This is a genomic window from Wolbachia endosymbiont (group B) of Sphaerophoria taeniata, assembly GCF_947179355.1.
GTDB lineage: Bacteria > Pseudomonadota > Alphaproteobacteria > Rickettsiales > Anaplasmataceae > Wolbachia.
Genome location: NZ_CAMXAW010000001.1, coordinates 168,943 through 183,505 on the forward strand (window position 1 = coordinate 168,943; position 14,563 = coordinate 183,505).

Annotated in this window: 9 protein-coding genes and 6 pseudogenes; 6 read left to right on the forward strand and 9 right to left on the reverse strand. The window is 32.9% G+C overall.

All coding sequences use genetic code 11. From position 1 onward, the window contains the following. Positions 1-12: 12 nt before the first annotated feature. The 3 genes and pseudogenes from ONG75_RS00805 to ONG75_RS00815 form a co-directional block, all read right to left on the reverse strand. The gene (locus ONG75_RS00805; RefSeq protein ID WP_264375512.1) at positions 13-327 is read right to left on the reverse strand and encodes a transposase; all 315 of its coding nucleotides are present in this window, start codon (positions 325-327) and stop codon (positions 13-15) included. Continuing rightward, positions 257-763: pseudogene (locus ONG75_RS00810) on the reverse strand (transposase). Before ONG75_RS00810 ends, ONG75_RS00805 begins: the two are co-directional and overlap by 71 nt. Next, positions 751-936: a transposase gene (locus ONG75_RS00815; protein ID WP_264375513.1), complete on the reverse strand. Its 186-nt coding sequence runs from the start codon at positions 934-936 to the stop codon at positions 751-753. Before ONG75_RS00815 ends, ONG75_RS00810 begins: the two are co-directional and overlap by 13 nt. Before the next feature lie 368 nt (positions 937-1,304). On the opposite strand from ONG75_RS00815, the gene ONG75_RS00820 reads away from it, so the two are divergent. Next, a complete protein-coding gene (locus ONG75_RS00820; protein ID WP_264375440.1) occupies positions 1,305-2,327 on the forward strand; it encodes an IS110 family RNA-guided transposase in 1,023 nt (340 codons plus the stop codon). 123 nt (positions 2,328-2,450) lie between these two features. On the opposite strand, the gene ONG75_RS00825 is transcribed toward ONG75_RS00820, so the two are convergent. Continuing rightward, entirely contained in the window at positions 2,451-2,573 is a 123-nt protein-coding gene (locus tag ONG75_RS00825) for a hypothetical protein (RefSeq protein WP_264375462.1), read from the reverse strand. A 59-nt stretch (positions 2,574-2,632) separates the two neighbouring features. Here ONG75_RS00825 and ONG75_RS00830 point away from each other — a divergent pair. Continuing rightward, positions 2,633-2,861: pseudogene (locus ONG75_RS00830) on the forward strand (transposase); the annotation flags it as partial. 29 nt (positions 2,862-2,890) lie between these two features. On the opposite strand, the pseudogene ONG75_RS00835 reads toward ONG75_RS00830, so the two are convergent. From ONG75_RS00835 to ONG75_RS00845, 3 genes and pseudogenes are all read right to left on the reverse strand, one after another. Continuing rightward, a pseudogene (locus ONG75_RS00835) lies at positions 2,891-3,074 on the reverse strand (IS630-like element ISWpi11 family transposase); the annotation flags it as partial. A gap of 322 nt (positions 3,075-3,396) precedes the next feature. After that, the gene (locus ONG75_RS00840) at positions 3,397-4,065 is read right to left on the reverse strand and encodes a septal ring lytic transglycosylase RlpA family protein (RefSeq protein WP_012481726.1); all 669 of its coding nucleotides are present in this window, start codon (positions 4,063-4,065) and stop codon (positions 3,397-3,399) included. A 163-nt stretch (positions 4,066-4,228) separates the two neighbouring features. Beyond that, a pseudogene (locus ONG75_RS00845) lies at positions 4,229-4,856 on the reverse strand (IS6 family transposase). A 66-nt stretch (positions 4,857-4,922) separates the two neighbouring features. Here ONG75_RS00845 and ONG75_RS00850 point away from each other — a divergent pair. Together ONG75_RS00850 and ONG75_RS00855 are read left to right on the forward strand one after the other, a co-directional pair. Further along, positions 4,923-5,549 (forward strand): annotated as a pseudogene (locus ONG75_RS00850) (recombinase zinc ribbon domain-containing protein); the annotation flags it as partial. 408 nt (positions 5,550-5,957) lie between these two features. Continuing rightward, positions 5,958-6,294: pseudogene (locus ONG75_RS00855) on the forward strand (integrase core domain-containing protein); the annotation flags it as partial. Between the two features lie 77 nt (positions 6,295-6,371). Here the strand turns inward: ONG75_RS00855 and ONG75_RS00860 are convergent. Continuing rightward, the gene (locus ONG75_RS00860; protein ID WP_264375514.1) at positions 6,372-11,735 is read right to left on the reverse strand and encodes an ankyrin repeat domain-containing protein; all 5,364 of its coding nucleotides are present in this window, start codon (positions 11,733-11,735) and stop codon (positions 6,372-6,374) included. 958 nt (positions 11,736-12,693) lie between these two features. On the opposite strand from ONG75_RS00860, the gene ONG75_RS00865 reads away from it, so the two are divergent. Continuing rightward, positions 12,694-13,119: a hypothetical protein gene (locus ONG75_RS00865; protein WP_264375515.1), complete on the forward strand. Its 426-nt coding sequence runs from the start codon at positions 12,694-12,696 to the stop codon at positions 13,117-13,119. Positions 13,120-13,217: 98 nt separating this feature from the next. Continuing rightward, on the forward strand, positions 13,218-13,346 hold the full coding sequence (locus ONG75_RS00870; RefSeq protein ID WP_264375441.1) for a hypothetical protein: 129 nt from the start codon (positions 13,218-13,220) through the stop codon (positions 13,344-13,346). A gap of 123 nt (positions 13,347-13,469) precedes the next feature. Here the strand turns inward: ONG75_RS00870 and ONG75_RS00875 are convergent, their stop codons facing one another. Further along, positions 13,470-14,492 (reverse strand): IS110 family RNA-guided transposase, encoded by a 1,023-nt coding sequence (locus ONG75_RS00875; RefSeq protein WP_264375440.1) that lies wholly within the window; start codon positions 14,490-14,492, stop codon positions 13,470-13,472. Between the last annotated feature and the right edge of the window lie 71 nt (positions 14,493-14,563).

Genomic DNA, 14,563 nt, shown 5'->3' on the forward strand with positions numbered 1-14,563 from the left:
CAAATCGCATTTTTAGTTCAACTCAATTTTCAATCTGCCAGGAAAGAAAACATCAAGTTGAGAGATAGTTAATGCCCAATCATGTACAGGCATCGTCCACTTTTCCTCTGCCTTCTTTATAGCACAATATACCTGCTTATACAAGGCATTTATGCTGGTAAATGAGCCTTTGGTCTTAGTGAATTTCCTAATTTGCCTATGTAGCCCCTCTATGGGATTGGTGGTGTAGATTACCCTTCTGACTGGGCCTGAATACTTAAAATAACCAGATAAATTCTCCCAATTGTTTTGCCAAAACCATAGGATACTTTGCACCCCATTTTTCATCCAATTCCAACAGATAATTCTCGGCAATTTCCTTGCTTGAAGCTTGATATACCTTCTTTAAATCGCTCAAAAAACTCTTCGCATCTTTACTGGCCACATACTTCAGTGAGTTGCGTATCTGATGCACTATACACATCTGCACTTCCGCATTAGGAAAGACACTGTTTATAGCTGCAGGAAAGCTTTTCAGCCCATCAACGCAGGCAATAAGGATATCTTCTACTCCTCTTTCTTTGAGGTCATTTAGCACTCCCAACCAGAACTTCACTTTCAGCCAAATAAAAACCCAAAACTTCTTTTCTGCCATTTTGCTAATATGTTATACATACATTTGCTTACACAATGCCCGTCCTCCTTGACCTTAAAAAACCATGAACACTATTGGATATACAGATTGCAGCGGACGACTGCGCCATTCGTTGATTACTGGTAACAATTTGTCAGTAATACTTGATATCTCTGCTGCAGATATTTTATATTTCTTCTACATGCGATGCTATATCCCATGCCACTGGCATATGTACTTAAAACCTTTGCTTCAAGTTCGTTTGTTTGCCTTTTTCTGACTACTTGTAGCTCGAAACTTCCTTCTCTATCTCTTGGTGTCAATAGTTCAAATACTTGTCCGTAAAGTCTTTGAATTTCTTCGGTTGTTTTCTTCGCTTTCAGCCGACAAATGGTTTTCTATCTCGCCTTCCCTCTAGCAGTTTTTTTATAAATGGTGTTAATGCTCCATCTCTTCCTGTCAATGGTCTTGTATCTTGTAAAAAGCATCTAATGTTTTAAGCTTAAGCATTAGATGGAGAAGAGAAGAACTCTGTCAGTGGTCTTAGATATAAAATCTGTAAGGTAGATAAGAGTTCTCTTCTCAAGAGTACAGGCTGGACGGTATCGTAGAAAAACCTAAATGGTTCTAATTCTGTATTCACAAGACTAGCCTTACTTTTCATTTTTAATGGTAACGCATGGGGTTATATATGATCAACAACTTTTTAGGTATAGATGTATCGAAAGATCGCTTTGATGTTTTTCTCTCGTTCATAAGCAAAAAAGGAAGATGTGAAACTAGAAAAAGGAGTTTTAAAAACGAGGATTCTGGGTTTCAAGGTTTACTTAGCTTTCTACAAAAACATAATGTAGAAGAAGTAAAAGCCTGCATGGAGGCTACTGGTTGTTATAGCGAAGCTTTGGCTGAGTTTCTGCACAACGCTGGACATTCTGTTAGTGTTGTAAATCCTTATTGCATAAAATCTTATGCAAGGAGTAAGCTGATACGACAAAAGAATGATCAGACCGATGCAGAAGTTATTGCTGATTATTGCCAAAGACAGGAACCTTCTAGTTGGACACCACCTTCTCCTGAAATGAAAAAATTAAAACATCTTTATCGTTGCTCAGTTGCGTTAAAAGATGAGTTAACATTAGTAAATAACCACTTAGAAAAAAAAGAGAGACTGCTTAAAGAAGTTGCAAGTGCTTGGGAAGACCTTGCAATGAATATAGCTCAAAAAATAGAAACAATAAAAAACTCCGTACGTGAACTATTAAATCAACATAAAGAATTGTTGGAAAATTTTCAACTTCTATTGACTATTCCAGGAATAGGAGAAGAATCAGCAATAGCTATTTTAGCTGAAGTTCCTGACATAGAGGTTTTTAGAGATGCCAGGCAATTGGCAGCATATACAGGAGTTATACCACGAAATATGACGTCAGGTTCCTCTGTATATGCCAAACCCAGATTAAGTAAATCCGGTTCACAAACATTACGTAAAGCACTTTTCTTTCCTGCTATAGTAGCTAAGAATCACAATCCTATCATTATTAGTTTTTGCCAGAGATTAAAGGAAAAGGGTAAGCATAATATGGCTATCGTTGGTGCTGCAATGCGTAAGCTACTCCATATCATTTTCGGTGTTCTAAAATCCAAAAGTGCTTTTAATCCTGACCATATCAAGAATTACAGGGCAAAGCGGTTGGAGGAGAATTTAGTACTTTAAAATCAAAAAATGCGTACTTTCTATCTTATGTAAAATAGCATTTTACACAAATTTATTTAATGTAGTTGGTTAGTGTATATGTTGATAGAAAGTATTTTTTGATTTCGTAATACAGCTTAAGATTCAATTTCTATAATTTTCTTGTTGACTGACAAGACGGTATCTTCCTTCTCGTATAGATGATAAGATATTTGTTTCTAATTCTTTATAGTCTACCAAACCGGTAGTTGTGTTTGCTTGACTCATTGTCAAACCTCCATTTTTTTATCAATTTATTACTTTACTTCTCGGTTTGACACAGTTTATTTAACACTCCCTTGGAACCTGGACAAACTGTTATCCTTGATAATGCTACTTTTCATAAGTCTAATAAGATTTGCTAAAGGAGTTGGTGCAGAAATTTTATATCTTCCTCCATATTCTCCAGATTTTAACAAAATTGAACATTATTGGTTTGCTATAAAAAACAGAACCAGGAAAAACATTCCTTTATTCAAATCTTTTCGTCATGCTGTCGATTCTTCTTTCTTATGACCTTTTTGGACTATTATGGGAAGGGCTATAATTTTGTGATTATAACCTCCATTTCCAAGTTTTTTTGACTGAAAATCTCCTGTTTCTTTTCTTCTTTGCTGCCACTCCCATAACGTAGTTCTTCCAATTTTAAATCTTGCTGCCACCGTTTCCCTGCTTTCTCCTTCTTCTAGTGCTTCCATTGCTTTTTTTATAACTATATGCTGCTGGCATCCTTACCTTCACTACTATAAAACCTTATTTTACCTCGTTTGGACTATTATGAAAAGAGCTATACTTCTCGGTTTGACACAGTTTATTTAACACTCCCGAGAAATAAGATTATGCTATTTTTTTAATGAAATTTCTTGAGTGGTAGATTATTTTTTACAGCTCTAGCTGAGGTAGCTGTCACTACCTGAAATGTAACAAATAAAATACCAATCTTAAATATTGCTATATTTCACGATAGTTTCTCAACTTGACGCACATGCTTTTGGAACATTCTCATTTGTCAAATAGTTTCTGGCATGCTACACAATCTGTAATGCAGGTTTTAACTTACTTTTACGCAATATTGATCATTCTTGAAAAGCAATCTAACATTTTCTATTCCTTGATTACGAAGCTTTGATGCAGCTGATTTAGCTACTTGAGCGTTTACAAAAAATGCTACATATCCCTTACTTTCTGCATTGTTTTGTTTTGGGTGACGTTTCTGCATTTCTTTTTCATATTGCCTTTTGTAATGAGGAGTATTTTGTATCAATTGTTCTGACCTCTTTCTTAAGTACTCGACTTTTACCTTCGCAAGCCCAGACTTATGAAGTCCTAAAACTTGTGCTGCTTTTTCTGACAAGTCTATTATTCTACCTTCAACAAATGGCCCTCTATCATTAACTCTTATAACAAGCTTTCTTCCATTTTCTAAATTAGTAACACGAACAAAGCAGGGTAGGGGCAAGGTCTTATGTGCTGCAGAAATCAAGTGACGATTAAACACTTCACCGTTGGCTGTAATTGTGCCATGATCTTCTATTCCATACCACGATGCTATTCCTACTTCTTCGTAACAGCTACAGTATTTTGGGTGGTAGGTGATACCATTTATTGTATAGCTATTGCCAATTTTATAATGACCTGCAGTGTGATTACACCTATTGCTAAAACTACAACTACTCATCAAAACGAATATTAGACATAGAAAGGCTAGTTTTTTTATCATTGTACTTAGTGAAATGGTTCGATACCATGAGGATTTTAAATTATACTATAATAAATTTAGTAATAAGTAAACGTCTACTGCCAAATATGCACAGCACTAAAAAAGGTTCTGTCGCATCTATAAACCATAGGAAAGAAGATCATTAAAGGTGGGATTATAGGAGTTATGAAGCCATTAATATAGCAAAATTCTCAAAAGTAGAAACATTATTTTAATAATTTGTCTTTTTTGAATCATACGAATATTTTCTATGCCTGTGATGGTAATCTTTGCGGAATGGAAGCTTTTAAACCCAAGCATTGGCTTTATTAGTTTTTTGATAAATCTATCAACAATATTATTTAGATATTTTATTTGAAGAACTGTAATCTTCAGAAATTTCTGCATTCAAATCATCAAGAGCAGCAGTATTACTGCCGCTTTTATCAATTACAATTTTCTCAGGAAGATAGTTACTCCTGAAGGCTTTACGAAAGAATGCAAGTGCTGCAGACTTGTCTCTACTAACACACAAGAGGAAGTCTACAGTATATAAATAAACCCATTTACCGTTTAATTTAATGTAAGTCTCTCCAACTACTACCAACCTGCTTCTTTCTTTTCCTTACTGCCTCATCTATCAGTGGTGATAACCCACCTTTGTAACGTAGCATTTTGCTCCCCTTATACTCATCATTTCTTCCAAATCTCGATAGCTCAAAGAGAATCGACATTTCATGTATACAGATAACATCCGCTGAAAAGCTAAATCCTTTGAAATATGGCAACAATTTTTGATTGATACGAAACATCTTTGCTTTTTTTTAGACAATTATATCATTCTTCTTTCTACTTCCCTACAAATGCGACAGAACCCTTTGACGTACTCAAAAAAAGAGAATAAAAGGTACCGATATTACGTATGCAACAATCACTTAAGGGGAAAGAATTGTGAATCAATAAACCGAACAATAGTAGCAGGAGAAGTGGAAAAAGAAATAATGAAGAAAGCGGAGCAGCTATATGAAAAATGGAGAGAAAAAGCAGAAGAGTGGAAAAATTTAAGTTTTGGAAAACAGAAAAAAGTAGTGAAAAAGTTAATAAGAACAGTATTGGTGAGAGAGGATGGAATAGAGGTGAGTTCTGAATCAGAGGAAAAATTTATACCAATGAAGAAGAAAGGAAACAAATGCACAGTAATCGAGCCAGAAGGAAAAACAAATAATGCGTTACTCAAAGCAGTGGTAAGAGCCCATCTGTGGAAACGGCAACTAGAAGAAGGAAAATACAGAAGTGTGAAAGAGCTGAGTGCCAAAATTAATATAGGTACAAGACGTATACACCAAATTTTAAGATTAAATTATTTAGCACCAAAAATTAAAGAAGATATAGTAAATGGAAGGCAGCCAAGAGATTTGAAGTGGGTTGACTTGAGAGAAATACCGATGCTGTGGAGTGAGCAGATGAAGAGATTTTATGGGTTTAAGCAAGCTGTCTGCCAATAAAAAATAAGATAAATGGGAGTGTTAAATAAACCATACGCGTCAAGTTAAGGAAATATCGTGAAATATAGCAACATTTGAGATGGGCATTTTATTTGTTACATTTATTTTTTAGGGAGTTCTTATCTAGAAGAAGATGATTTTTTCAGAAGAATCTATAAATTAATAACTTTATTACTTAATATATAAAATAGTTTTTTTTCGTTTCCTTTCTTCCTTATACCACTTTTCCTTAACTTGACGCGTATGGTTTATTTAACACTCCCTCTCAAAGAGGTGCTTTTAAAATGCTATTTGATTAATAACTTTACTGATATAGGTATGCCTATTTTCAAATTTGCCTCGTAAATTCCTTTCATTACTCCTCCTCATTCCTTGCCATTCAACAAAGCCTCCCAGAAGCACCATAAATACGCTTTTCAACACATATTTAATAGAGTTTGTGAAGAAAATGACACTGAACACCATTTGACAAAAGTCTTGGACAAATGGGCAAGTTGAACGTATGAATAAAACTTTTAAAAATGCTACAGTTAAAAAATATTACCACCGCTCACATCAGCAGCTCAAAAAGCATCTTTACAATTTTATGATGGCTTACAATTATGCTAGAAGAATTAAAACTCTTAATGGTCTTACACCTTTCGAATTTATATGTTTACAGTGCTCCTCATTTATTTACACTACCATCACACTCTGGAACCATGTATCTAAACTTCTGCTGAAACCTTACTGTAATTGTCCTTAGATTATCATTAAATAATATTAAAAATTTAAGCATCTAGACCCATCTGTTGTAAGAAGATAATGTTTTGCCAGTCAATATTATAAATTGACTATAGCATCTTGCTGACGGCTAAGATTTACGTTGACATCGTTAAGATAACTCTTAATGGCTGGCTGGTTATCTATTTTTCTCCTTTTAGTTTTTGTACTCTCTGTGTCTAGAAACCTTTTGTTTTCTAGCAGTAACTCTTCACTTGATACTGAAGAAGAACTTTCGCTATTTTTTTCTACATAAAGCTCTTTTAAGATTGAGACACCCTTAGCATTCAAATCAGATTTTTCAAATTGTAAGAGCGATTCTCTTTTTTCTACCTCATTTTTTAAATATGTTGATTTATCTTCATCTCTAGTAAACAACTTTTGTATAGCATATACAGTATCGAAAGTATCAAGATGATTTATCCCTATAACCTTCTCTTGTAATTCTTGCAATCGTTGAAGTTCTTGTAATGCTTTTTCTTTATCCTCTAAGCAACTATGTAAAACAGCTATATAAAACTTCACAGATAGTACGTTAGGATGATTATCTAAAAATCCATAATTTTTTTGTAGCTTCAGCACTTTCTCAAAATATTGCAATGCTTTCTCTCTTAATTCTCTTTTAATTACTTTTCCTACCTCTATTTCAACAAAATAAGGAGCCGGTTGTAAGTACTGACTACTCTCTTGATTTATCAGAATATCTTGTAGCTGCCTAAATAAAGCTTGTATACTCAATTCACGAGGTAAATCTTCTTTATGTGGTAACGCTTCTTCATTTATAGTTACTTTTTTTCTTTCTTGACTCATAAAGAAATATGCTAAGGCATAGATATATTTTGTATCTAAATTATAAAATTCATACACCTCGGAAGGATCAAGATAAGGATCATCATCGGAGTTAAAATCACTTATTTTAAGGAAAATTTCATTTCTCAGTTGTCTTACATAGTACAAAGTTGTAAATGCATCAGTATATCTTTTTTGCATTACAAATACTTCAGCTATAATAACTGCCATATCTAGATGTTCTTCTATAAGTTCCATGATTTCTTCGTTAAATGAACTAATAAATATAAAGTTATTGTATTTACTGTACGACAATGCTTTTTTATAATTTTTTTGTTTTAGATAAATAGAAAGTATTTTTTTATCCAAAGTAAGAGAAGGAAATGCATCATTTACCTTCTCTAATTTTTTTAAATCCAGAAAGATTTTTAACGCTCTATCATATAGTCCCAAACCAGCTTGCGCGCAGGCAAACTCATATTTAATTAATCTTGAATATCGATCATCTACAGCAAGTAATTGAGATAATTGTGACGTGAGATTGATAACTTTTTGATACTCATATAACTCATTTAAGCCACTTAAAATTAAACAAGGAAAATTCTTATTTTCTTCTATTAGACAGTCATATTTTTGACCATGATCAAACAAAGATAAGAGGTGAACTACATCTAAAAACCCTCCTTCAGTTTCAGATACCAATTCTATGATACAACTTAATATGTATTTTTCCTCATCTATGGTAAACTGTGAACGTATTACTTTTTTTATTAATTCATGCATAGTATAGACCTTGTATTTACCTTCCTTTTTTGGATAAATTATCGAATATTGTTCTAGCAATTTAAAAATGGAGTATAGCCTATCCTCATATCTAATCCAGGGAAGAAATAAATTGGGATCAATTGTACCATGACCAAAATAAGCCATAGCATTTAAAATTTTTAGAACTTTCTCTCCAGAACTCATCTTTTCTATTGTTTCCATCGAGATTAGTAATGTTATTTGCAGTATTCTATCGTATTCATTTTGTCTAGTGTTTCGTGGAAATTTCTGATTAAACCTTTCGTATTGTATTAAATATTCAAAAATTCCAAATGCTTCGCTCAAAGAGCTTGATCCTTTGTTTTTAATACATGCTACTGCTAGATTTATAGCTAATGGAAAACCTTCGAGTTTTCTTATTAGTGCTTTTATTTTTTCATCTTGCGACTTATCTGCTATCTCTAAAATTCTTTTTACAAGTTGTATAGATTCTTTTTCTCCAAGACTATCTAAAGACACTTCTGCTATATCTTGATAACCTTGATCAGAAGAAGTAAATAAGCAGTCAAAACCACCTCTTTTACCTCTGATCTTTAAAATTCTCTCTAGATCTTCTTTTTTAACTCCCTGAAAAAGGAATAGGCATTTTTCCTCTACTTTATTTCTTTCTCTTTCCATACACATGCTTAGCCTATCTCGGACAAGGGAATCAAAAGAACTTTCTATGGACAATATATCTTGAGTATTTACCTCATAGATATGAAGATAAACTCCTTTGTTTTCTTCAACAAATTTTCTAGCTAGTTGAGTTTTGCCAATTCCAGATGGACCTACTATTATTACTTCTCCCCCATGTAATTTTGTATATATCTCCTCTATTTGTTTCTTTCTTCCAGTGAATTCTTCTACTGGAGCACATACATCCTTAAAATTCATTTTCCCAAGTAGAGATGATAATCTTTTTATATCTGATACTTTTATACTAGGCCAAAAACTCCTAGATCTTGCTGTATTACCATGCTCTGATTCAAGTAGGTTGCTATAGTTTTGAGAGACTGTTTCAGCATGATTTACAAATGCTTCTTTTACTTTTAGATAATAAAACGAATTTGGAATTGTTTTTAAATTTTTTTCCATCAAAGATACAACATCACTATTTTTTTCAGTTCTTCCTATTAACTCTTTGCCTCCTATTATATGTTGTTCTTTTTTTCCTTCTTCTTTAACTAAGTATTTCAAATTCATATCTAAATTTTGTTTGCGCTCTTGACAACAAAATAAGATATGCTCGTTTAAAAAGCTTACCTCTTGTTCAATATGGGATTTAATTTTTACTATAAGATCCTCAATTATCTTTTTGCTTGGCATTTGGATTTCTTTATTGACAATATAAAATACCTTCTCCACTTTAGCCTTAAATTCTTGTATATTTAAGGCATCTAAAGTATACACATAGTTTTCAAGTTCTACGTTTGTAGCTTCTACTCTAATATATCTTGTATCATATGTTCTTTTCGACTTTTCACCCATAAGGGAACGGCGATAACCATACTGACTAGATTTATCCTCACTTTTCTTTCTATAATAGACGAAAGAGCCTTCACTGCCTTCTGCAATTCCGATATTTTCATATAGGTCTCTAAGATTATAACTTATTTCTCCATACTGCGCAGACATACCTTGAAAGTATGTATTTAGAACAAGGGTTTCAGCTATTCTTATATTGCTCAAATCTCTCTTATGTTCTTTCTGAATGTAACATTCAATTATCTTATCTACAATGTCATCTGCTATTTTTGAAACATGATCAAAACCTATTTTCTCAAACTGCATTTCAAAACTTTGAAAAATATTGCATCCAGCATCCATTAATATTTTTCTAAAGCCCAGTTTATATTCATTAAACGTTCCTATTAAGTCTGATAGATTAATAAAACTTTTTGTCGCTTTTGTTACATTACCTTCTCTCAAAGATGCTTTCATACCAAACATCTCCCAATCATCATGTGTTGAACATCCAAAAATACTTTGCACAAACCTGTTAATGCTCACCCCATCCGAAAATATTCTGTTCCCCTCTCTCAGTGTACTTGCAAGTATATCATATATAATAAGCCTCGTTTCAAATGATTGAATGAAACTCAGAACAAACTTCATCAAATTTGAATACTCTACTTGATAAAATTGATAATGATTATTTTCTTTATAAGACAAGCGTATTTTGTTACAGTATTTTTTCTTTTCATTGTATATAAGATCTTTTGAATCTTTCTCAGACACTATTATCGCTGTATTTAGTAGATCAGACATTGCATTTATTTCATGCTTTCCACCCCAAGTTTGAGTCATTTCCATGCATTTCAAGTATGTATCAAATATAAATTCCTGAACTTGATCACGTTTTTTTATCTTATTAAGTTCAGTACAAATTTCCTTTATTGCACTTTCATCAAAAAAATTGGGTTGGAGTTTACTAGTGTCAATATTATACTGCTCAATTTTTTCAGCACCGAATTCATGTTCAAACTCTTTTTTAAAGGTACCTCCTGTAAAATAACTTCCACTGTTACTCTCAAAAAGATCCATAATCTCAACCTTATTTTCAAATCTTCTTTGGCTGAAACATACTTCATCAGCAACCTCACAACGAAATGTCTTCGTTACCAACCGCCTCATTACACTATCTTCATAAATATTTGCATTACTTTGCATTAGCCTTTGAATTGAATGTACATCATGGTCGCTCGCAAATAATTCTTTAAACCTTTCATGAAAGGCATAATCATCAAATTTTACGGGAGTTAAGTAAGCTAAAGCAACGGACCAAAATAAGCAACTGCCATCTCCTGGTATATCAACTTCTTCATATGAAATAAGCGGTTGCAGTATCTTAGCGATATCTTTTCTGTTATTATCTTTAGCAATATCTATAGGAGTCTTTCCCTCTCCATTTACAACATCAACTTGTGCTCCTATCTTTAGCAAAAACCTAACAATTTTTAATTCTCCCACACGAACAGCAATATGTATCGGTGTATCATTATATTGATTCACCTGAAAATTAACGTTTAGACTCGGATATGCTTCAAAAAAACTTTTTAGCTTTTCAAGCTTTCTATCTTCTATAAGATTAGAACCCTCTAGAATACTAGTAAATTCTTTCTGTATTTCACTTATTAATAGTGTCTCGCTCAAGATTGGCTCAAAATGAAAATCTCCTTTATTTATTATATGTATAGTATCTTTTTCATTATAATCTGTACTTACAAATTTGGATCCTAATCCATCAATAAGAGACCCTGACCATTCATATATGGGAAGATATTCAATAACATGCAGCTTAACATTATATTCATTACAAATCATGCTTCCCTCAATTTTAGGTCTGCCACATATAGGAACCTGCAACGTATTTCCATACTTTAAATCAGTTAATGATGAAGCCACTTCTTTATTGTCCTTCTGCATTCTTTCTATATCTTCATTACTGTATTCTATACCAACCAAATAAGTCTTCCATAATTCATCATCATCAATACCAGGCCCTGGAGGTATTACTGTAGAATCTTCACGGTTTCTAGCATCGGCTATAATCTTTTCTTTCATTTCTTGACTAATTAAAGCTTGCTTCCTACAAATTTCTCTCAAAGATTTCACAGTAACACTTGTTCCTGGCTTTAATTGCTTAAGTCCTTGTACAACCGCGTGAAAGAAACCATCCCCTCCTCCAACTGCTTTCCCTATTGTAAAACCTTCTGGCAGCTGTAATATTTGCTGACTACTAGATGACAATGTGTCTTCTTTCTGCGTTCTTATTAACCTAGATTGATTATCTGTTACTTGTTCCTTTGTATTTTCTTTACCTAACATAAAGCCCCCTATATTTTAATATTCATATTTTGATTGTTTTGTCGTAAACCTCTTTTCTGAAGATTGGTTTTGACATCTAATTCATTTGATTCTTATGCAGCTGTACCAAACCAATTTGCTGTAGAAACTTTACGGTAATCCTAAGTAACTTTGATTACAGTGCGCCTTTCTTTTGATTTCTTACTAAACTAGATATATTCTTAAAAAAGCCAGGATTGCTTTCTGAATGATGTACATAATACAATTCATCTAACACCCCATGTACTCTTTACATTGAATTACATTATAGCTAAAAAGATCTAGCAGAGCAAGAACTTTTTAGCATTTTATTTTAGTTTGTATTTTTAAAACTAAAGCCAGTACTTGCAAAAACACTTCTGTTTTTTTACTGCAATGTACTCTTTCTATTTTTAAGTACTAATTCAACTTTACATATTACTCAAAACTGAAACAATACAGCCATTTCCGATAACTAAAATCAGCAAGCGTGATAACTGTTTGTTTTGGGATGAGTTGGTTTACCACGCAACCTATGCGAACTTTCCTTTATAGTAATTTTAATACAACACGAAACTAGCTATTTTAGCCTACTTTCACCAAATTTATATACGAACTAATTTGCTCAAGCTTATGGAAATAATTTAAATCTTCTATTTTTATAACCTTATTTTTACGCAACGTGTTCTCACAAATATATGACCTTTTTTGCAATTTCAGAAGAGTCAATAATTCAATTCCTTATAACACTAATTAGTATGGTCTTTTCATTAAATTTATCCTCTCAAAAAGACTGTGCTTTATTCACCTGCTTTAATGGTATTATAATATTTTACACCTAAGCCTACTCTATAAAAATTCACAATACGAATTAGTAAATAGATTATATTCAAATTGATTGTATTTATGATATATAGCGCATACAATATATTACTTGTTTATTTTAGTAGGGGGTATAGGTATGTTTAGTTTAAAGCAGGTAGTACAATATAATTTATTTGGTAGTAACGACCTTGAAGGCAATTCATCTTGTGAATTTGAAGATTTTCCTGAAGAGGTATTTGAGATTAGCAATGAAGAAAATCAAGCAATAGATAGTTTGAAAAGTAAAATAGAAAATCTACAACAAGAAAATTTTGATCTTAAAAAAAATGTAGAGTTACAAAAACACTATAAGAAAAGAGTAGAAGAGTATTACGAAGAAGTAAGTGAACTTACCAGAGAAATGCAAACCCTAGAAGGGAAAATTAAAAGGCTTGAAGTTGAATTACAAAGAAGGACGAGAAATTTAACTGAAAATGATCAAGACATCGAACAGCTAAAACAGAAAATGTTATCTAAGTGGGAAAAGTCGCCTCTCCCCACTCGACTTCAGAACCGTACGTGAGACTTTCGCCTCATACGGCTCCTCTAGGGAGTGTTAAATAAACTGTGTCAAACCGAAAAAAAAGTAATAAATTGATATAAAAAAATGGAGGTTTGACAATGAGTCAGAAAGTAGTAAACAGAACTACCGGTTTGGTAGATTATAAAGAATTAGAAACAAATATCCTGTCGTCTATACGAGAAGGAAGATACCGTCTTGTCAGTCAACAAGAAAATTATAGAAATTGAATCTTAAGCTGTATTACGAAATCAAAAAATACTTTCTATCAACATATACACTAACCAACTACATTAAATAAATTTGTGTAAAATGCTATTTTACATAAGATAGAAAGTACGCATTTTTTGATTTTAAAGTACTAAATTCTCCTCCAACCGCTTTGCCCTGTAATTCTTGATATGGTCAGGATTAAAAGCACTTTTGGATTTTAGAACACCGAAAATGATATGGAGTAGCTTACGCATTGCAGCACCAACGATAGCCATATTATGCTTACCCTTTTCCTTTAATCTCTGGCAAAAACTAATAATGATAGGATTGTGATTCTTAGCTACTATAGCAGGAAAGAAAAGTGCTTTACGTAATGTTTGTGAACCGGATTTACTTAATCTGGGTTTGGCATATACAGAGGAACCTGACGTCATATTTCGTGGTATAACTCCTGTATATGCTGCCAATTGCCTGGCATCTCTAAAAACCTCTATGTCAGGAACTTCAGCTAAAATAGCTATTGCTGATTCTTCTCCTATTCCTGGAATAGTCAATAGAAGTTGAAAATTTTCCAACAATTCTTTATGTTGATTTAATAGTTCACGTACGGAGTTTTTTATTGTTTCTATTTTTTGAGCTATATTCATTGCAAGGTCTTCCCAAGCACTTGCAACTTCTTTAAGCAGTCTCTCTTTTTTTTCTAAGTGGTTATTTACTAATGTTAACTCATCTTTTAACGCAACTGAGCAACGATAAAGATGTTTTAATTTTTTCATTTCAGGAGAAGGTGGTGTCCAACTAGAAGGTTCCTGTCTTTGGCAATAATCAGCAATAACTTCTGCATCGGTCTGATCATTCTTTTGTCGTATCAGCTTACTCCTTGCATAAGATTTTATGCAATAAGGATTTACAACACTAACAGAATGTCCAGCGTTGTGCAGAAACTCAGCCAAAGCTTCGCTATAACAACCAGTAGCCTCCATGCAGGCTTTTACTTCTTCTACATTATGTTTTTGTAGAAAGCTAAGTAAACCTTGAAACCCAGAATCCTCGTTTTTAAAACTCCTTTTTCTAGTTTCACATCTTCCTTTTTTGCTTATGAACGAGAGAAAAACATCAAAGCGATCTTTCGATACATCTATACCTAAAAAGTTGTTGATCATATATAACCCCATGCGTTACCATTAAAAATGAAAAGTAAGGCTAGTCTTGTGAATACAGAATTAGAACCATT